Here is an 18,830-nt window from a genome sequence, read left to right on the forward strand (position 1 = left end):
GGTCAGCTGTGGAAAGCCGCCGGTCTGCCTTCCGCGACGGGCTGGGTGGCGTCGAGGTGCGCCCAGGCGATGAGCCGGTGACTGCTGCCCCACTCGGGCTCGCAGGTGGTCAGGGTCAGATAGCGGCCGGGCCCGTCGAAGCCGGATCCGCGGGGGACCGGCGCGATGACCCCGGTGTCGCTCGGCACGGTCCGGTGGGGCGGTTTCTCGATCCGGTACGTGAACCACGTCGTCCCGTCCGTCAGCAGGACCGCGTCGCCCCGGCGCAGTTTCGGGAAGTCCTTGAACGGGTCGCCGTACGTGCGGCGGTGCCCGGCCACCGCGAAATTGCCCGTCTCTCCCGGACGGGCGGTGCCCCGGTAGTGGCCGAGACCTTTCTGCAGGGTCCTGACCTCGGTGTTCTCCAGGACGGGCCATTCCCAGCCCTTGCCGAAGCGCGGTATGTACAGCATCGCGAACGGCTTGCCGTCCCGGTACGCGGCGGGGGCCGGGGGTTTCGCCGGCTCCGGGGAGGGCCGCGCCCCGGGCGCGGCGGCCGTCCGCGCCCACTGGCCGCGCAGGGCGTCGAGCTCCTCCCCGGTCGCGTCCGCGGCCTTCACCCCGGTCCAGAACAGCACGTACACCACGAAGAGCACGATGAGTGCGCCGACGGTGATGCAGAGTTCGCTGAACGTCCTGACGACCAGTCGCACCGGCACCGGGTCGGCCTCCCCAGCTGCTCGCTACTTCACGGGCTCCGCGTAGTGGAGGTCCACTGTGCCCGAGTAGCCGGGAAGAGTCACCGCATCGTGCTCGTCCACTTTCCAGCCGAGCCCGTACGCCTTGACGTACAGCAGGTAGTTGCTGATCGCCGGGGAGTCGTCGAGCGCCTGCTTGAGCCTGCCCGGATCGCCGATCGCGGTGATCTTGTACGGCGGGGAGTAGACCCGGCCCTGGAGGATCAGGGTGTTGCCGACACAGCGCACCGCGCTCGTGGAGATCAGCCGCTGGTCCATGACCTGGATGCCCTTGGCACCGCCCTGCCAGAGGGCGTTGACGACCGCCTGCAGGTCCTGCTGGTGGATGACCAGGTCATTGGGCTGCGGGTCGGGGTAGCCGGGGTTGGCGGTGGCGTCGGGCGGGGCGTCGTTGAGGGTGACCGACACCGACCGGCCGGTGAGCTTCGTGGTGCCCGCGGTCCGTTCGAGCTCCTTGAGCCGGGCGTCCTCCGCCTCGGTGCTGCCGTCGTCGCGCCGGGCCAGGGCGTCGATGTCCTCGCGCACGGATGCGGTGGTCTCGTCCAGCCGGGCGTTCTTCTCGCTGCGCTGCTGGATGAGGTCGGAGAGCTTGAGCAGCGAGGAGTCGGTACGGATGTTGGTGCCCTTGGCCGTGTTGGCACTGGTGACGAAGATCAGGCCGGCGAGGGCGAAGACGCCGGCCGTGAGCACTCTGGCCGGGTGCCGGAAGGTGCGCCGGACCGGCCCTTGGGGAGAGTCGGCAGAATTGCTCAACGTACCCTTATCTCCTTAGGCGCCACGGAAGCACTACGCTAACGGACGCCCGGGGGAGGCAGCAGTCCCCCTCGCGCCAGCCCCGGCTGCCAGCCACAGTTCCCTGCGCGGTCACGCAGCGCATCGACAGGAGAGTTCCTCGTGCCGAAGTCACGTATCCGCAAGAAGGCCGACTTCACGCCCCCTCCGGCGAAGCAGGCAACCAACATAAAGCTGACCAGCCACAGCTGGGTCGCGCCCGTGATGCTGGCGCTCTTCCTGATCGGCCTGGCCTGGATCGTCGTCTTCTACGTGACCGACGGCGACCTGCCCATCGACTCGCTGGGCAACTGGAACATCGTCGTCGGCTTCGGCTTCATCGCCGGTGGCTTCGGCGTCTCCACGCAGTGGAAGTAGTGCCGTCCCGCGTCTGACCGCACGGCGGGGCCCGCTCCCGCAACCCTTGCCCCGAGTTACCCACAGCGTTATCCACAGGCAGGGGAAAAGGTCAGACGATCTGTGGATAACCTTCCGGCTGTTGACGCCGATGTGACTGCAGTCTCTCCCCTCGGAGGAGAGAGCGCCCCTTGTCCCTGCTGGAAAAACCCAGCTCAGCGACAAGGGGCACAGTTGTTCCCACGGAATGCACAAGATCCAGCACCCGCTGTGGACAACTTCCGCCACAGGCGATCACAACTGGTCCGATCCAGACGGTCACGAGCCTGATCCGGGCAGCCACAGCCCCCGACCCACACGGCTGACGGACCCGGCACGGATCTCTGCCCGGTGGTCCGACGAACCCGTGGTCCGATGAACCCGTGGCCCGGCGAGCCCCTGGCCCGGCGAGCCCCTGGCCCGGCGAGCCCCTGGCCCGGCGGGTCCGCTCAGGTCAGCGCGGCCGTTCTGGCGACGACGACGAGGACCACGGCCGCCAGGACGAGGGCACAGGTGCCGTACTGCACCAGTTCGCGCCGCTCCCGGGGGGCGTGCACCATGCCGATCGCGATCAGCGTGCCCGCGATCAGACCGCCGACATGCGCCTGCCAGGCGATTCCGCCCCAGGGGTTGAACGTGATGACCAGGTTCACCGCGAGGAGCACGAAGACCGGGCGCATGTCGTAGTTGAGCCGGCGCATCAGCACGACGGTGGCGCCCAGCAGACCGAAGATCGCCCCGGATGCTCCGAGCGAGCCCTGCACGGGCTCGGAGAGCCAGTAGGTGAGGGCACCGCCCGCCAGCCCGGAGATCAGATAGAGCGCGAGGTAGCGGGCGCGGCCGAGCGCCGCTTCCAGCGGGCCGCCGAGCCACCACAGGCCCAGCATGTTGAACACGATGTGCCACATCTCCTGGTGCAGGAACATCGACGTCACCAGCCGGTACCACTGGCCCTCGGCCACGCCCTCCAGCGGGCCGCCGAACTGGGTCGTGGCCCGGCCGAGCAGCATCAGCTCCTCTACCAGCCTGTCGCCCTTCACCAGCACCGCGAGGTACACGGCGACGTTGAGGCCGAGCAGGACCTTGGTGACGAGGCGGGGATCGGCCGTGATGCTGCCGCCCGCGACGGTGCGCGGCCGGTTGGCGGCCGGGCCGTGCCCCGTACCCGATCCCTGGCGGACGCAGTCCGGGCACTGGAAGCCGACCGAGGCGTCGACCATGCACTCGGGGCAGATCGGGCGCTCGCACCGGGTGCAGCGGACGTTCGCCTCGCGGCCGGGGTGGCGGTAGCAGCCGAGCGCGCCCTCCGCGGCGGACGGGTCCGGGCCCCCCGGCGGCTGCTGGTCCATCGGTCCCATTGCTTCCCGGTCCCTTCGGTCCTCTGCGCGGCAGCACGCACGACGCCGCCCTGCTCGCCCCGGTACGTGACAAGTACCGCTCTGCAACAAGTACGGACGAGCAGGGCGTTTGGTTCCCGAAAGGATGATCAGAGCGTGATCATCCGATGGCCCGTGGTGATCAGCGGGTCTCGATGACGACCGACTCGATCACGACGTCGTTCACCGGACGGTCCGTGCGGGGGTTGGTCTGGGTACCGGCGATGGCGTCCACGACCTTCTTGCTCGCCTCGTTGCTGACCTGGCCGAAGATGGTGTGCTTGCCGGTCAGCCAGGCGGTCGGCGCCACGGTCACGAAGAACTGCGAGCCGTTGGTGCCCGGACCGGCGTTGGCCATGGCCAGCAGGTACGGCTTGGTGAAGGCGAGGTCGGGGTGGAACTCGTCGGCGAACTCGTACCCCGGTCCACCGGTGCCGTTGCCCAGCGGGTCGCCGCCCTGGATCATGAAGCCGCCGATGACGCGGTGGAAGACGGTGCCGTCGTACAGCTTGTCCGTCGACTTCTTGCCGGTCGCGGGGTGCGTCCACTCCCGCTCGCCCTTGGCGAGCTCGACGAAGTTCTTGACCGTCTTGGGCGCATGGTTCGGCAGCAGCTCGATCTCGATGTCGCCCTGGTTGGTCTTCAAGGTGGCGTAAAGCTTCTCGGCCACGATCTGCCTTCCGTGAGTCTTCGGTGACGTTCAAGCCGTCGGGGACGTCCGGGCGTCCGTGCCGTTCACCGCACGGTCCCGACGTCCACCGTTCACCGCCCGGTCCTCGGTGACGTTCCGATCCTCGCACGGACCGCCCGCACCGCCTCCTCACCGCTTCCCCCGCCGCGACGAATGAGGCCAAGTGCGTGACGAAGCGGCGCATACCTTGCCGAACCATGGCATTGTCGGCAGAAGACTCCCCTTGCACCGCATTGCCCGAAGGCGTCCCCACGACCCGGGCACCCCGAATGCCCTGGATGCCCCGGATGCCCGCCCCGCATGCCGTACCGGAATCCGGCGGGCATGATCTCGGAATGGGTGGAAAGGCGGAGTACCACCCGCCACCAAGGAGGAGGATCCCGTGACCCGCATCGACAGCGTGCGCGCCGCAACCGACTCGGCGAAGGACAGCGTGCAGCACGCCGCGGAAGTGGTGGCGCCCTACGCCGGAACGGCCAAGGACCAGGCCGCACACCTCGCGCACGAGGCCCGCACCCGGCTCGCGCCGAAGGTGTCCAAGGCGGCTCGGCAGGCCCGTGTCCAGTACGACGCACATCTCGCCCCCCGCATCGAGACGGCCCTCACCCATGTGCCCCCCAAGGTCGACGAGGTCGGCCGACGGGCGGCTCGGCAAACCCGCCGGGCCGCCCGCAGCGCCGCGGACTACACCGTGCCGCGCGTCGAGCACGCGATGGCCGTCGCCCAGCCCATGGCCGAGGAGGCGACGGCCCGCAGCGCCGCCGCGCTGGCGGCACTGCGCGGACAGGTCACGGCGCAGGAGATCCGGCAGCTGGCCAGGAAGCACGAGCGGCGGGCGCGGACCGGGCGGCTCTTCAAGGGTCTCGTCGTGGTCGGCATCGTGGCGGGCGTCGCCTACGCCGCCTGGCGGTGGTGGGACAAGCAGGCCAACCCCGACTGGCTGGTCGAGCCGCCCGCCCCCACGGAGGTCTCCGACCGGCCGCCGCTGACCTCGGTCGACGGCAGCGGCCCGGCCCCGCTCGACCCCGACGCCCGTACCGAACAGACCGAGGACGAGGACAACGGGACCGGGGGCCCGGGGGACCGCCGCTGATCCGCCTCCCGGCACGCCGAAGCCGTGTCCACCGGAGCCGTGTCCACAGGACGCCGGGTTCCGGTGGACACGGCTTCGCGCCCCTTCCAAGCACGAAACCCCCTCCCACCGTGTTTCCACGGACGGGAGGGGGTTTCGAGGAGTGGAGCCTAGGAGATTCGAACTCCTGACATCTGCCTTGCAAAGGCAGCGCTCTACCAACTGAGCTAAGGCCCCGAAAACGGGACAGCACCGGACGCTTCAGCGTCTTGGTAACCGCCGCAGACCCACAGTACCGGGTACCCCCCGCATTCCTGCAAAAGGATAGGGACTCCCGGTCGGCGACCACTCTCCGTAAGATGCTCGACGAGGTTCGCAGCAGCGAAGCCGCAGCGAAGGGGAGACGCCATGGACGCAGCGCAGCAAGAGGCCACCGCAAGAGCCAGGGAACTTCAGCGCAGTTGGTACGGGGAGCCCCTCGGCGCACTCTTCCGTCGGCTGATAGACGACCTCGGTCTGAACCAGGCCCGGCTCGCCGCCGTCCTCGGACTGTCCGCCCCCATGCTCTCCCAGCTGATGAGCGGCCAGCGGGCGAAGATCGGCAACCCCGCGGTCGTCCAGCGCGTCCAGGCGCTCCAGGAGCTGGCCGGCCAGGTCGCGGACGGCAGCGTCAGCGCGGGCGAGGCCACCGACCGCATGGAGGAGATCAAGAAGTCCCAGGGCGGCTCCGTCCTCACCGGCACGAGCCAGACCTCCCACACCGGCGGCGCCCCCACCGTCCGGCGCGTGGTCCGCGAGATCCAGTCGCTGTTGCGATCGGTCGCGGCGGCCGGCGACATCATCGACGCCGCCGACTCCCTCGCCCCGACCCATCCCGAACTGGCAGAGTTCCTCAGGGTGTACGGCGCGGGGCGCACCGCGGACGCGGTGGCGCACTACGAGGGACACCAGAGCTAGAACCGTCCGCCCGGACCGGTCCGGGCGCTACCTCCGGGAACCGGTCGCGGGACCGGACATCGTGGGACCGAAACGGGAACTGGGAGCGGGCACAGCGCAATGGGTGAGGTCTTCGCCGGTCGGTACGAACTGATCGATCCGATCGGACGTGGTGGGGTCGGCGCCGTCTGGCGTGCCTGGGACCACCGGCGCCGCCGTTATGTGGCGGCCAAGGTCCTCCAGCAGAGCGACGCGCACACGCTGCTGCGCTTCGTTCGCGAACAGGCGCTGCGGATCGAGCACCCGCACGTGCTCGCCCCGGCCAGCTGGGCCGCCGACGACGACAAGGTCCTGTTCACCATGGACCTGGTGAGCGGCGGTTCGCTGGCCCATGTCATCGGCGACTACGGGCCGTTGCCGCCCCGTTTCGTCTGCACCCTCCTCGACCAGCTGCTGTCGGGGCTGTCCACGGTGCACGCGGAGGGTGTCGTGCACCGGGACATCAAGCCGGCCAACATCCTGATGGAGGCGACCGGTACCGGCCGTCCGCATCTGCGGCTGTCCGACTTCGGCATCTCCATGCGCAAGGGCGAGCCCCGGCTCACCGAGACCAACTACGTGGTGGGGACGCCCGGTTACTTCGCCCCCGAGCAGATGATGGGCGCGGAACCCGACTTCCCCGCGGACCTGTTCGCGGTCGGGCTCGTCGCGCTGTATCTGCTCCAGGGGAAGAAGCCCGACTCCCAGGCGCTCGTCGAGCACTTCGCCGCGCACGGCACCCCGGGAGCCCCGGAAGGGATTCCCGAGCCGCTGTGGCAGGTCCTGGCGGGGCTGTTGCAGCCGGACCCGCAGGCCCGTTTCCGTACCGCGACGGGCGCGCGCAAGGCGCTGACGGCGGCGGTCGAGATGCTGCCCGAGCCCGACCCCGACGACGAGCCCGTCGAGGTCTTCGACCAACTCGGTCCGCTGCCCGAGGGGTTCGGCCCGTCCGGACCGGTCGCCGCCCCCGCACAGGGGCCGCAGGGCGCACAGGGCATACCGGGTCCGCAGGACGTCCGGTCCGCTCAGCAGGGGCCGGTGAGCGGGCAGTCCCACGTCCAGCCCCCGGTCTCGATGTCGGAGACGGGCAGCTTCCACCTCCCGCCGCCCCCGCCGCAGCCCACACCGCCGCCCCAGCAGGCGCAGCCGGTCCAGCAGCCCCAACAGGCGCAGCCGGTCACGCCCTCCACTCCGCTCCAGGCACACCCGGCTCCCCCCTACGCCTCGTCCGCGTCGGAGTTCTCGCAGGCCCCCACGTCCGCCGTGCGCCACGAGCCGGTGGCCACCCGGGCGTACACCGCCGGGCAGCCGCAGGCCCCCGCGCCCGGCGCATCCCCGCACCCCGCGGTCCCCGCACCCGCGCCCGCGCGCGCCCCGCAGAAGCGGCCGGGACCGACCCCGAAGGTGGCGGTCCCGATCCTGGTGGTGGCGTTGATCTGCTTCGCGGTGGGCATCTGGGCGCTGACCCAGAGCTAGGGCCTCGCGTACGACTCGGGCCGTCCTCCCCGGCGGGGGAGGACGGCCCGAGTCGTACGCGACCGGCTACCAGGCCTGCGGCGGCCCCCCGTACGGCGACTGCCCGTCCCCGGCCGGGCCCGCCGGGGCGGTCGCCGCGCGGCGCCGCGCCAGCAGCGTCCACACACCGAGCCCGAGCACCAGCACCGAACCCGTGCCGATCCCGGCCGCGCCGATCAGCTTCATCCGGTCGCTGCCGGCCGCCTGGGGAGTGCTCTTGCCGTCCCTGGCCATGTCCCGGTCGTCCTGCGTGACCGAGAAGGCACCGGCGTCCCCGGTGTACGGCGACTCCTCGGCCTTCCCCTCGACCTTGATCCTGAGCGTCAGCGGAATCGCCTTGTCGCCGTACGCCTTCGCGATCTTCGGGTTGAGCGTCACCGAGAGGTAGTACCAGCCGGCGAATCGCATGGCGCTGACGCTCCCGTCGGAGTCATAGCGGTTCTCGTACTTCACCGGGGGCAGCGGGTCCAGCGACATGGACGCGGGCTTCCCGGAGTACGACAGCGGCGACGCGGAGTCGACGTGGCCGTGCGCCGGGTTGTCCAGGGACATCGTGAGCGCGCTGCTGACGTACTCGTCCGAGGCGTTGTTGTTGCTCAGGTCGGCGGTGGCGAAGACCTGCTGCCCCCAGTCCACCGGAATCCGGTAGAAGAGGGTCTGCCCAGGCCGGATGCCGTCCTTCTCCTGCCACTCGCCGGTGTCCAGCCCGGTCGCGTCGTAGTAGCTGGTGCCGCCCGACCGTTTCTGCGGGGCGGCGGTGGGCGGCACGGGGGAGGCCGACGGCCAGTCGTCCGGCGCCTCGGTCGGCATCGAACCGGCCGACTTCAGCTGCGGCTCCGACGCGTAGCGCAGCTCCAGCTCCCACGCGTCGGGGGTCGACGTCGCCTTGCTCTCCCGCTCGATCAGGACGTTGTACGTCCCGGCCTCCTGGCAGGTGCTGCTGTCCTTCTCCACGAGCCGGTGGGCGTACGCCGCGATCGGACGCGGGAACTCCGCCGACTCGAACCGCGCGTCCTCCGAGCTGCACTGCAGGTCCGCGCTGTCCCGGATGCTGACCGTGATGCCGTCCCCGTAGGCGACCTGGCCGCCGCCCTTGGGCACCGCGACCGCCGAGACGTAGGCGTTCGTCCTCGCGTCGAGGTTCAGTCGGTAGTAGAGCTTCTCACCGGGCTTGATCGAGCTCCGGTACACCGATCCGGACGTCAGCGCCGGGGCCTCGGTGCTGACCTCCGCACCGTCGGTCTTCTTCGCCCCGGGGTCGAAGGCGTACGTGCCGGCCTCCCCGGCCGCGTACGCCTGCCCCGGCAGCGCCGCCGCCGCGCACATCGCCGCGACCGCGGCCAGCGCCACCCGGCCCCTGTTGCGCTGCCTCATCACGCGCTTCCCCTCGTCGTCCGTGCGGCCCGTCCGCGACGCCCGCGCACGAACACGAACCCCACGGCCACCACCACCGCGGCGCCCGCCCCGACAGCGGCCGCAATGCCGGTCCATCCTGCCCCGCCCGTACCGCTGCTGTCTCCGACGCCGGCCGGATTGCCCTTCTTGTCCGACTTCTTGGCCGCGACGGGTGCACCGTGCTCGGGGCCCGCCAGCTCGTCCCCGAGCACCGACACCCGCAGCACCAGCCCGATCTGCGGGTTCTCCGCGATCTCCGCGGCCTGCGCCCCCAGCGTCACCGAGATGTAGAAGTCGCCCCCGACGTGCACGGGACGGACGGCGGAGGGGTACTCGTAGCGATTGGTCCAGGCGACCGGCACGCCTCCCATCCGGATCACCGCGGGCCGCCCGCTGTACAGCGTCGTCGGGCTGAACTCGCCGCCCCCTGGCACCGGGAACCGGGCGGGCGTGAACAGCCGGCTCGCCCCGTACGAGTACGTGGTTGCCAGCCGCCCCACCGTGGGCTCGTTCGCGAACTCCACGTCGTAGCGCACCTGCTGGCCCCAGCCGACCGGGACCTTGTACCAGAGGGTCTGCGCCGGAAGGATCCGGTCGCGCCACACGCCCCGGCCGATCCTCCTCGCGTCGTTGAAGCCGGTGCCGCCCCGCACGTCCTCGGGCTCGCCGGCGGGCAGCACGGCGTCCTCGCCACCCTCGCCGTACTCCGGCCGGGACTGGGCGGGAACGGTCCCCTTCCGCAGCGGCGCCTCCACCCCGTGGACGATTTCGAGCGGCCAGCGCGCGGCGTCCGGGTTGTTCCTGGTCTCCCGCTCGACCTTCAGCCAGTACCGGCCGGCCCGGTCACAGGTTCCCCCTCCCTTCTCCGAAGGGATACGGGCCACCGCCGAGGTCAACGGGGTCGCACCCTCGTCCGGCTGCTGGAAGTTCGCGTTCTCCGACTGGCAGAAGCCGTCGGCGTCGTGCACGACGGTGGTGCGCAGCACGTCGAACATGTCGACGGCCGTTCCGGGCTGCGGCACCGCCGTCACCGAGAAGTTCGCCGTCGAGACGGCGTCCAACTCGGCGGCGTAGTACCGCGTCTCGCCCGGACCGATGGTGTCCAGGTACTGCCCGGGGGCCAGGGCGGGCGCCTTCTCCGGGGTCGCCGTCCCCTCGATCCGTTCGCCCCGCAACCGGTAGCCGTCCGCGGAGAGTTGCGCCGCCCGTTGCAGCTGCCGGGCCAGGGCGTCGGCGTCCGGGGCGTCGTAGTAGCGGCCGTTGCCCGCGGCCGCGACGCATTCGAGCTGTTCGCGGGCCGCGCCCCGCACCTGGAAGCCCACCGTGTCGATCCGCAGCCCGATCCCCTCCTTGCCGAGCCGCTCGGCGACCTCGCAGGGTTCCGGCGCACCGCAGTTGTCCTCGCCGTCGGAGACCAGCAGGATCGTGCGGGTGGCGACGGCCCCGCCCGAGGGCTCCGGAAGGTCCTCGGCGGCCTTCTGCAGCGACAGGCCGATGGGGGTGTCCCCCTTGGGCCGCACGGCCGCCACGGCCCGCTTCACGGCCGCCCGGTCGAGTGCGCGCACCGGCCGCACGAGCCTGGTGTCCGTACAGCCGCGGGCCCGGTCGGCGCCGTACACCCGCAGTCCGGTCGGATGCCCGTCGGGGAGGCCGTCGACGACGGTGCCGACGGCCTTGCGGGCGCTCTCCATCCGGGTGCGCCCCGTGCCGTCGTCGTCCGCCATGGAGCCGGACGAGTCGAGGACCATGACCAGGCTGCCGGACGGGCCACCGGTCCCGGACGCCGCCGGGGCCGCGGACGCACCGCCAGCGGGTGCGGCCGCGACCGGCGGCACCCCCGCCCCCAGGGCGAGCAGCACCGCCCCGGTCCACACCCCCGCGACCGCGCCGCGACGACGGCGCCCCCTCGACCGGTCCCGTGTCTCCACCCCGTGCCCCCTCGCCCGAAGAACCCCAGCTGTTTTGCTCAAGCAACTTATTGATTTGCGTGGGCGAACTCAAGAACACGGGCGTCACGGTCACGCAACAGCACGAAGCCCCGGCCGCTCAGCGACCGGGGCCCGCAATCAGGCTGTTCTTGTCTCACACACCCGAACCTGCGGGCACGGAGTCAGTCGCCTCCGTCCACAGATCCTGCTCGGCGCGATCCGCCTGGATCTGGCGGTACACGAGGAGCCCGCCGATGGCGGCCAGTGCGACCAGGAGAAGCTTCTTCACCGCGCGACCTCGTCTTTCCTTGACGTAGGGGACTTCTGCCGCCCGACTATACACACCGACCGATATCAACCGGTGACCTCCCCGCAGCCCAACTGGCGCCCCGGGAAAAGCGATCTTCCGGGAACCGCCCGCTCCGCGGACGCCCCGCCGGCACCCCCGCGGCCCGCCCCCGCGGCCCGTCGGGAATCCGTACGGACCGGTTGAACCATACGAGTGGTGTTCATCTGAAGATCCGCGCATCGGTGGCGTGGGTCCGGGAAATCGCAGGCCACATACACATCATCGGAAAGGCAAGCAAACCGGACCACCCGAAAGTGAGGGGCCATGAGCACCTTCAAGGCCAAGAGCATCTGGACCGCCTTCATCACCGCCTTCTTCGCGCTTCTCGCCGCACTGGGCCTCATGGGCGCCACGGCGACGGCCACGGAGAACGGTGCGGCGGAGCCGACCACCACGACCCAGGAGCACACGGGTGCGACCGCAGCAACCGCGACCACCCCGTCGGTTCGATGGGCCCTTCCGCGTGACACGGCCCTGCCGCCCACGATGAAGCAGCGCATCCGCGCCGAGGCACACGGCTCCTCGCCCGCCACCCGCCACCTGTCCGACGGCACCGCGAACACCGAGGACGCCCCGGACACCGACGGCACCACGAGCACCGGCAACGCGGCGGACTCCCGCGGCACCTCGACCGCCGGCGACATCACGACCACCGCGGGCACCGGCAGCACCGCAAGCACCCCGCGCACCGGTGGCACGGTGAAGACCGAAGGCGCCCCGCGCACCGACCGCGTCGCCCGCACCGCCCACGGAGCCCCGGCGGGGGACTCGTCCCTCCTCCCGCCGTGACGACCGCGCACCGCACGACCGACCCCCGAGCCCCCGGCCCCGCCCCGGGGGCTTCTTCGTGCCCCTGGGGCCCGCGCACCGGGCTTCCCGGCCCGCGCCCCCGGCCCGTTCGGAAGCAGCCTGGTGACGGCCCGCCCCGGCCCACCCGGAAGCGCCCGGCACCCGGCCCGCTCCCCGACCGGCACGGCACCGCCCCGCAACTCCCGCCCCGCCCCTGCCCGCACGACCGGCAGGACGGCACCGCACCGTCCGCACAACGCGTAAGGCCCGTATCTCCGAGGAGATACGGGCCTTACGTCGTCACTGTGGGGCTAACAGGATTTGAACCTGTGGCCTCATCCTTATCAGGGATGCGCTCTAACCAACTGAGCTATAGCCCCGCCGCGCTGCGCGCTGACATCTGAAGATTAGCGCACGTCGGGGCCAGTCCCAAAATCGATACCCCGCGCCCTACTCGTCCTCGGCCAGCGTGAGCTCGACACCGCCCACGAAACCCGCCGACAGGTTGTAGATGAAGGCCCCGAGCGTCGCCAGCGCGGTCGCCAGGACCACGTCGATCACCGCGATGACCGAGGTGAAGATCAGGACCCTCGGCAGCGACAGGAACGACTGGAGGTCGAAACCGTTGCTCTCGTTGGAACCGGTGGCCTCGCTGATCGTGCCGCCCACGGTGGAGAAGACGCCCATCGCGTCCATCACCATCCACAGCACCGCCGCCGCCACCACCGTGCAGATGCCCAGCGCGATGGACAGCAGGAAGCTGACCTTCATCACCGACCACGGGTCGGCCTTGGCCACCCGCAGCCGCGCCTTGCGGGTGCGCGGGGTCGTCCGCGCACCCGTACGCGGCCGGCGGGCCGCCTGAGCGGTTCCCGCGCCCCGCGCGCCGCCCTGCGTCCCGCCCGCGGGCGAGGGGTACGCCTGCGGCGGGTGGTACGGCCCGCTCGCCTGCCCCGGCGCGGGTGCGCGCTCGCCCGGCAACGGCCCGGCCGCGTAACCCTCGTACTGGGGCTGAGGCCCCCGGGTGTCCGTCACAGTGCCCCCTTGGGAGTCCGTGGCAGGGCCACGGGCACCGTTCGCTCCGGAAGCGGCCGAACCGGCGCCCGTGGCTCCACTCACGCTCTACTCCTCGTGCTCCCCGGCCGAAGGCGACGTGCCTTCGACATTGCCCTCGGCGGCCTCCGCCGTCGCGGCCCCGGCGTCCTCGGACCCCTCGACCTCGTCGGCCTCTTCGGCCTCGGCTTCGGCATTGCGCGCGATGCCCACGACGGCATCCCGCTTGCCCAGGTTGATCAGTTGGACGCCCATGGTGTCACGGCCCGTCTCCCTGACTTCATTGACTCGCGTGCGAATCACACCACCGCCGAGCGTGATGGCGAGGATCTCGTCCGACTCCTCGACCACCAGCGCGCCGACCAGCGAACCACGGTCCTCCACGATCTTGGCGGCCTTGATTCCCAGACCGCCGCGACCCTGGACGCGGTACTCGTCGACGGGGGTCCGCTTCGCGTACCCGCCGTCGGTGGCAGTGAACACGAACGTACCGGGCCGGACAACATTCATCGAGAGCAGTTCGTCGCCCTCGCGGAAACTCATGCCCTTGACACCCGAGGTCGCACGGCCCATCGGGCGCAGCGCGTCGTCCGTCGCAGTGAACCTGATCGACTGGGCCTTCTTGCTGATGAGCAGCAGGTCGTCCTCGGCCGAGACCAGCTCCGCGCCGATCAGCTCGTCGGCCGCGCCCTCGGCACCGTCCGCCGTCTCCCGCAGGTTGATGGCGATGACACCGCCGGAACGGGGCGAGTCGTAGTCCTTCAGCGCGGTCTTCTTCACCAGACCGCCCTTCGTGGCCAGGATCAGGTACGGCGCGGCCTCGTAGTCGCGGATCGCCAGGATCTGGGCGATCCGCTCGTCCGGCTGGAAGGCCAGCAGGTTCGCGACGTGCTGACCGCGGGCGTCCCGGCCGGCGTCCGGCAGCTCGTACGCCTTCGCCCGGTACACCCGGCCCTTGTTGGTGAAGAACAGCAGCCAGTGGTGCGTCGTCGACACGAAGAAGTGGTCGACGATGTCGTCTTCCTTGAGCTTCGTGCCCCGCACGCCCTTGCCGCCGCGCTTCTGCGAGCGGTAGTCGTCCGTCTTCGTGCGCTTCACATAGCCGCCACGCGTGATCGTGACGACGATGTCCTCCTCGGCGATCAGGTCCTCGATGGACATGTCGCCCTCGAAGGGCACCAGCTTGGAACGCCGGTCGTCGCCGAACTTCTCGACGATCGCCGCCAGTTCCTCGCTGACGATCTGCCGCTGCCGCTCGGGCGACACCAGGATCGCGTTGTACTCGTTGATCTTCGCCTGGAGCTCGTCGTGCTCCGCCGTGATCTTCTGGTGCTCCAGCGCGGCCAGCCGGCGCAGCTGCATCTCCAGAATCGCGTTCGCCTGGAGCTCGTCGATCTCCAGCAGGCCCATCAGGCCCTCGCGCGCCACCTCGACCGTCTGGCTGCTGCGGATCAGCGCGATGACCTCGTCGATCGCGTCCAGGGCCTTGAGCAGGCCGCGCAGGATGTGCGCCCGCTCCTCCGCCTTGCGCAGCCGGAAGCGCGTGCGCCGGACGATGACCTCGATCTGGTGCGTCACCCAGTGCCGGATGAACGCGTCGATCGAGAGGGTGCGCGGCACGCCGTCGACCAGCGCCAGCATGTTGGCGCCGAAGTTGGTCTGGAGGTCGGTGTGCTTGTACAGGTTGTTCAGGACGACCTTGGCGACCGCGTCCCGCTTCAGCACGACCACCAGGCGCTGACCGGTGCGCGACGAGGTCTCGTCACGGACGTCGGCGATACCGCCGATCTTGCCGTCCTTCACCAGGTCGGCGATCTTCTGCGCCAGGTTGTCCGGGTTGGTCTGGTACGGAAGCTCCGTGACGACCAGGCACTGCCGGTTCTGGACCTCCTCGACCGCGACCACCGCGCGCATCGTGATCGAGCCGCGGCCCGTGCGGTACGCCTCCTCGATGCCCTTGCGGCCCACGACGAGCGCGCCGGTCGGGAAGTCCGGCCCCTTGATCCGCTCGATCAGCGCGTCCAGGAGCTCCTCCTGCGAGGCGTCCGGGTGCTCCAGGTACCACTGCGCACCGTCCGCGACCTCGCGCAGGTTGTGCGGCGGGATGTTGGTCGCCATGCCGACCGCGATGCCCGCGGAACCGTTGACCAGCAGGTTCGGGAACCGCGCCGGCAGGACCGTCGGCTCCTGGTTGCGGCCGTCGTAGTTGTCCTGGAAGTCGACGGTCTCCTCGTCGATGTCCCGGACCATCTCCATGGACAGCGGCATCATCTTGCACTCGGTGTACCGCATGGCCGCGGCCGGGTCGTTGCCCGGGGAACCGAAGTTGCCGTTGGAGTCCACCAGCGGCATCCGCATCGACCACGGCTGCGCCAGACGCACCAGCGCGTCGTAGATCGAGGAGTCGCCGTGCGGGTGGTACGTGCCCATGACGTCGCCGACGACGCGGGCGCACTTGTAGAAGCCCTTCTCGGGCCGGTAGCCGCCGTCGTACATCGCGTACAGCACCCGGCGGTGGACGGGCTTGAGACCGTCCCGCACGTCCGGCAGCGCACGCGAGACGATCACGGACATCGCGTAGTCGAGGTAGGAGCGCTGCATCTCCGTCTCGAGCCCCACGGGCTCGACACGCATCCCCACACCGGCGGCGGGTTCCTCTTCGGGTGTCACAGGGGTGTTCTCGTCGGCCATTGCTGGTCAAAGTCCTTTCGAGCGGCGGCTTGGCTGGTACGGCCGACTCAGATGTCGAGGAAGCGGACGTCCTTGGCGTTGCGCTGGATGAACGAGCGCCGCGCCTCGACGTCCTCGCCCATCAGCACCGAGAAGAGGTCGTCGGCCTGCGCCGCGTCGTCCAGCGTGACCTGGCCGAGCACCCGGTGGTCGACGTCCATCGTGGTGACGCGCAGCTCCTCGGCGTTCATCTCGCCGAGACCCTTGAAGCGCTGGATCGAGTCTTCCTTGATCCGCTTGCCGTTCTGCTTGCCCAGCTCGACCAGTGCGTCGCGCTCCCGGTCCGAGTACGCGTACTCGAAGTCGTCCCGGCCCCACTTGATCTTGTAGAGCGGCGGACGGGAGAGGTACACGTGCCCGGCCTCGACCAGCGGACGCATGAAGCGGAAGAGGAACGTCAGCAGCAGGGTGTTGATGTGCTGGCCGTCGACGTCGGCGTCCGCCATCAGGATGATCTTGTGATAGCGGAGCTTCTCGATGTCGAAGTCCTCGTGGACCCCGGTACCGAAGGCCGAGATCAGCGCCTGGACCTCGGTGTTCTGGAGGATCTTGTCGACCCGGGCCTTCTCGACGTTCAGGATCTTGCCGCGGATCGGCAGGATCGCCTGGTACATCGGATTGCGGCCGGACTTCGCCGAACCACCGGCGGAGTCGCCCTCGACGATGAAGATCTCGCACTTCGTCGGGTCGTTGGACTGGCAGTCGCTCAGCTTGCCCGGCAGCGAGGCGCTCTCCAGCAGCCCCTTGCGGCGGGTCAGGTCGCGCGCCTTGCGGGCCGCCACACGCGCGGTGGCCGCCGCGATGCCCTTGCGGACGATGTCGGCGGCCTCGTTCGGGTTGCGGTCGAACCAGTCCGTGAGGTGCTCGTGGACCACCTTCTGGACGAAGGTCTTCGCCTCCGTGTTGCCCAGCTTGGTCTTCGTCTGCCCCTCGAACTGCGGCTCGCCCAGCTTCACCGAGATGATCGCCGTCAGACCCTCGCGGATGTCGTCGCCCGTGAGGTTGTCGTCCTTCTCGCGCAGCAGCTTCTTGTCCCGCGCGTACTTGTTGACCAGCGTGGTCAGCGCGGCGCGGAAGCCCTCCTCGTGGGTACCGCCCTCATGCGTGTGGATCGTGTTCGCGAAGGAGTAGACGCCCTCGCTGTACTGCGTGTTCCACTGCATGGCGATCTCGGCCGAGAGCATGCGCTCCTTGTCCTCGGCCTCGATGTCGATCACCGACTGGTGAATGACGTCTCCCTTGCGGGAGTTGAGGTACTTCACGAAGTCGACGATGCCGCCCTCGTAGTGGTACGTGACCGTGCGGACCTGCTCCGCCTCGGCGCCCTCGGCCACCTCGGCGACGTCCGCGCCCAGCGTCGCCTTCGCCGACTCGCGCTCGTCGGTGAGCCGGATCGTCAGGCCCTTGTTGAGGAACGCCATCTCCTGGAAGCGGCGCGACAGGGTCTCGAAGGAGTACTCGGTGGTCTCGAAGATGTCCCCGTCGGCCCAGAAGGTGACGGACGTGCCCGTCTCCTCGGTGGCCTCGTTGCGGGCAAGCGGGGCGGTGGGCACACCGAGCTTGTAGTCCTGCGTCCAGCGGTAGCCGTCCGTCCTGACCTCGACGGCCACCCGCGTGGACAGGGCATTGACGACGGAGACACCGACACCGTGCAGACCGCCGGAGACCGCGTAGCCGCCCCCTCCGAACTTGCCGCCGGCGTGCAGCACCGTCAGCACTACCTCGACCGCGGGCTTCTTCTCCGACGGCACGATGCCGACCGGGATGCCTCGGCCGTTGTCGATCACACGGACCCCGCCGTCGGCGAGGATCGTGACGTCGATCGTGTCCGCGTGCCCGGCCAGGGCCTCGTCGACCGAGTTGTCGACGACCTCGTACACGAGGTGGTGGAGGCCGCGCTCACCGGTCGAGCCGATGTACATGCCGGGTCGCTTGCGGACCGCGTCCAGGCCCTCCAGGACGGTGATCGCACTGGCGTCGTACGAGGCGGACGCCTCGCCGGTGCCGGAGGTCTCGCCCATGGCGGCGGCCTCGGCATCCTCACCGGATACGGACGGAATGTTCTCGTTGGGGTTGCCGGAATCGGCCACGAAGCGCCCTTTCTGGCACAGCACAGGCCGTTCTCCGGGCAAACGGGAGCGGCTGCGTCGTTCGGCTTGTAATCGACGACTCCCGCAAGGATGCGGGATTGTTCACCAGTCTACCGGTAGCGCTGACATGAATGGGGGTTTGCGGGTACCTGAGTCCGCATGTGCCGCCCTCAACGAGCGGCTGACGACTCCCCATATTCAGGATGGTGCCTCAAGCGGCTCACGCGGGCCTTGAGCGCTTCGGCCTGTCAACCTCCCGCTACCGTGAGGGACGCCCCATTCCCCCCACCCGGATCCGATCGCCGCACACCCCCGTGCCCCGGCCCGGCGGATCCCGTCGCACCCGGGCGGCACGGGGCCACGACGGCCCCGCACCGGTACTGGGAAAAGCGCCCCGAAGAGCCCGGAAGCAGACCCCCGAAAAGCCCGGAGGCAGGCATGGGCGCAGGTCAGCCGTAGGTGTCGCCGGGGCCGGTGCTCCCCGGCGCCCGCAGCGGACCGAACCTGCGCTGCGGACCACCGGGCCCCAGCACCTTGATCATCCGGACCGTGCCGTGCCCCAGGTCCGCGTTCAGCCGGGCCACCAGCTGGGGCGCCAGCAGCCGCAGCTGCGTCGCCCACGCCGTCGAATCGCACTGCACCGTGAGCACCCGCTCGTCCGGCTCCTCGTCGTACCGCAGCGGCACGCAGTGCTTGGCCAGGTCCTCACCGACGATCTGCGGCCAGCGCCCCATCACCCCGCCCACCGCTGCGGGCGTCTCCCAGCCGCGCTCGGTGATCAGCCGGTTGATCGCCGCGCCCAGCGGCAGCGGATCGCGCCCGTCCGCCCGCGCCCCCGACCGCAGGCCGCCGCCCCGCCTGGCCTGTTTCCTCTGCTGCGCGGCCGCGCCCCGCGCCCGCGCCTGCTCCTTCGCCGCGCGCAGCGCCACCCGGGCCAGATCGACCCCCGACGGCTCCGGCACG

15 protein-coding genes, 2 tRNA genes and 1 pseudogene are annotated in these 18,830 nt (G+C 70.4%); 5 read left to right on the forward strand and 13 right to left on the reverse strand.

Features of this window, described 5'->3' with window-relative positions; all coding sequences use genetic code 11:
* Positions 1 to 2 precede the first annotated feature (2 nt).
* Positions 3 to 698, reverse strand: coding sequence for a class E sortase (locus ABZZ04_RS00760; protein ID WP_356930033.1), 696 nt, complete (start codon positions 696 to 698; stop codon positions 3 to 5).
* 24 nt (positions 699 to 722) lie between these two features.
* A complete protein-coding gene (locus ABZZ04_RS00765) occupies positions 723 to 1,490 on the reverse strand; it encodes a DUF881 domain-containing protein (RefSeq protein WP_356930034.1) in 768 nt (255 codons plus the stop codon).
* A gap of 141 nt (positions 1,491 to 1,631) precedes the next feature.
* On the opposite strand from ABZZ04_RS00765, the gene crgA reads away from it, so the two are divergent.
* Positions 1,632 to 1,886 carry a cell division protein CrgA gene (crgA, locus tag ABZZ04_RS00770; protein ID WP_356930035.1) on the forward strand — a complete coding sequence of 85 codons (255 nt, stop codon included), beginning with the start codon at positions 1,632 to 1,634 and terminating at the stop codon, positions 1,884 to 1,886.
* Positions 1,887 to 2,353: 467 nt separating this feature from the next.
* On the opposite strand, the gene ABZZ04_RS00775 is transcribed toward crgA, so the two are convergent.
* A complete protein-coding gene (locus ABZZ04_RS00775) occupies positions 2,354 to 3,253 on the reverse strand; it encodes a rhomboid family intramembrane serine protease (protein ID WP_356930242.1) in 900 nt (299 codons plus the stop codon).
* A 169-nt stretch (positions 3,254 to 3,422) separates the two neighbouring features.
* Positions 3,423 to 3,950, reverse strand: coding sequence for a peptidylprolyl isomerase (locus ABZZ04_RS00780; protein WP_356930036.1), 528 nt, complete (start codon positions 3,948 to 3,950; stop codon positions 3,423 to 3,425).
* Between the two features lie 403 nt (positions 3,951 to 4,353).
* Here ABZZ04_RS00780 and ABZZ04_RS00785 point away from each other — a divergent pair, with 403 nt between their 5' ends.
* Positions 4,354 to 5,064 (forward strand): DUF5324 family protein, encoded by a 711-nt coding sequence (locus ABZZ04_RS00785; RefSeq protein WP_356930037.1) that lies wholly within the window; start codon positions 4,354 to 4,356, stop codon positions 5,062 to 5,064.
* 143 nt (positions 5,065 to 5,207) lie between these two features.
* Here the strand turns inward: ABZZ04_RS00785 and ABZZ04_RS00790 are convergent.
* Positions 5,208 to 5,280, reverse strand: a tRNA-Ala gene (locus tag ABZZ04_RS00790).
* Positions 5,281 to 5,451: 171 nt separating this feature from the next.
* On the opposite strand from ABZZ04_RS00790, the gene ABZZ04_RS00795 reads away from it, so the two are divergent.
* Both ABZZ04_RS00795 and ABZZ04_RS00800 read left to right on the forward strand, forming a co-directional pair.
* Positions 5,452 to 6,000 (forward strand): DNA-binding protein, encoded by a 549-nt coding sequence (locus ABZZ04_RS00795; protein ID WP_356930038.1) that lies wholly within the window; start codon positions 5,452 to 5,454, stop codon positions 5,998 to 6,000.
* A gap of 99 nt (positions 6,001 to 6,099) precedes the next feature.
* Positions 6,100 to 7,494, forward strand: a complete 1,395-nt coding sequence (locus tag ABZZ04_RS00800; protein ID WP_356930039.1) for a serine/threonine-protein kinase — start codon at positions 6,100 to 6,102, stop codon at positions 7,492 to 7,494.
* Between the two features lie 66 nt (positions 7,495 to 7,560).
* Here ABZZ04_RS00800 and ABZZ04_RS00805 read toward each other — a convergent pair whose 3' ends face one another.
* From ABZZ04_RS00805 to ABZZ04_RS00815, 3 genes are all read right to left on the reverse strand, one after another.
* Positions 7,561 to 8,907: a hypothetical protein gene (locus ABZZ04_RS00805; RefSeq protein ID WP_356930040.1), complete on the reverse strand. Its 1,347-nt coding sequence runs from the start codon at positions 8,905 to 8,907 to the stop codon at positions 7,561 to 7,563.
* On the reverse strand, positions 8,907 to 10,775 hold the full coding sequence (locus ABZZ04_RS00810) for a VWA domain-containing protein (RefSeq protein ID WP_356930243.1): 1,869 nt from the start codon (positions 10,773 to 10,775) through the stop codon (positions 8,907 to 8,909). Before ABZZ04_RS00810 ends, ABZZ04_RS00805 begins: the two co-directional genes overlap by 1 nt.
* A gap of 235 nt (positions 10,776 to 11,010) precedes the next feature.
* Positions 11,011 to 11,145 (reverse strand): DLW-39 family protein, encoded by a 135-nt coding sequence (locus ABZZ04_RS00815; protein WP_003958712.1) that lies wholly within the window; start codon positions 11,143 to 11,145, stop codon positions 11,011 to 11,013.
* Positions 11,146 to 11,469: 324 nt separating this feature from the next.
* On the opposite strand from ABZZ04_RS00815, the pseudogene ABZZ04_RS00820 reads away from it, so the two are divergent.
* A pseudogene (locus tag ABZZ04_RS00820) lies at positions 11,470 to 11,769 on the forward strand (DUF6344 domain-containing protein); the annotation flags it as partial.
* A 531-nt stretch (positions 11,770 to 12,300) separates the two neighbouring features.
* Here the strand turns inward: ABZZ04_RS00820 and ABZZ04_RS00825 are convergent.
* The 5 genes from ABZZ04_RS00825 to ABZZ04_RS00845 all read right to left on the reverse strand — a co-directional run bounded on the left by ABZZ04_RS00825 (position 12,301) and on the right by ABZZ04_RS00845 (position 18,829).
* Positions 12,301 to 12,374, reverse strand: a tRNA-Ile gene (locus ABZZ04_RS00825).
* A gap of 70 nt (positions 12,375 to 12,444) precedes the next feature.
* Entirely contained in the window at positions 12,445 to 13,029 is a 585-nt protein-coding gene (locus ABZZ04_RS00830; protein ID WP_356930041.1) for a DUF3566 domain-containing protein, read from the reverse strand.
* An 87-nt stretch (positions 13,030 to 13,116) separates the two neighbouring features.
* Positions 13,117 to 15,738 carry a DNA gyrase subunit A gene (gene gyrA / locus ABZZ04_RS00835; protein ID WP_356930042.1) on the reverse strand — a complete coding sequence of 874 codons (2,622 nt, stop codon included), beginning with the start codon at positions 15,736 to 15,738 and terminating at the stop codon, positions 13,117 to 13,119.
* Positions 15,739 to 15,785: 47 nt separating this feature from the next.
* Positions 15,786 to 17,891, reverse strand: a complete 2,106-nt coding sequence (gyrB, locus tag ABZZ04_RS00840) for a DNA topoisomerase (ATP-hydrolyzing) subunit B (protein WP_356930043.1) — start codon at positions 17,889 to 17,891, stop codon at positions 15,786 to 15,788.
* 425 nt (positions 17,892 to 18,316) lie between these two features.
* Positions 18,317 to 18,829 carry a DciA family protein gene (locus ABZZ04_RS00845; protein ID WP_356930244.1) on the reverse strand — a complete coding sequence of 171 codons (513 nt, stop codon included), beginning with the start codon at positions 18,827 to 18,829 and terminating at the stop codon, positions 18,317 to 18,319.
* Between the last annotated feature and the right edge of the window lies 1 nt (position 18,830).

Origin of the sequence: Streptomyces sp. NPDC006435 (genome assembly GCF_040612315.1) — a bacterium.
Taxonomy (GTDB): Bacteria; Actinomycetota; Actinomycetes; order Streptomycetales; family Streptomycetaceae; genus Streptomyces.

What these genes read in the sequence shown, in the direction of transcription:
- ABZZ04_RS00775 (WP_356930242.1), bottom strand. Translation starts at nt 3,253, where the DNA reads ATGGACCAGCAGCCGCCGGGGGGCCCGGACCCGTCCGCCGCGGAGGGC.
- ABZZ04_RS00795 (WP_356930038.1), top strand. Translation starts at nt 5,452, where the DNA reads ATGGACGCAGCGCAGCAAGAGGCCACCGCAAGAGCCAGGGAACTTCAG.
- ABZZ04_RS00800 (WP_356930039.1), top strand. Translation starts at nt 6,100, where the DNA reads ATGGGTGAGGTCTTCGCCGGTCGGTACGAACTGATCGATCCGATCGGA.
- ABZZ04_RS00805 (WP_356930040.1), bottom strand. Translation starts at nt 8,907, where the DNA reads ATGAGGCAGCGCAACAGGGGCCGGGTGGCGCTGGCCGCGGTCGCGGCG.
- gyrA (WP_356930042.1), bottom strand. Translation starts at nt 15,738, where the DNA reads ATGGCCGACGAGAACACCCCTGTGACACCCGAAGAGGAACCCGCCGCC.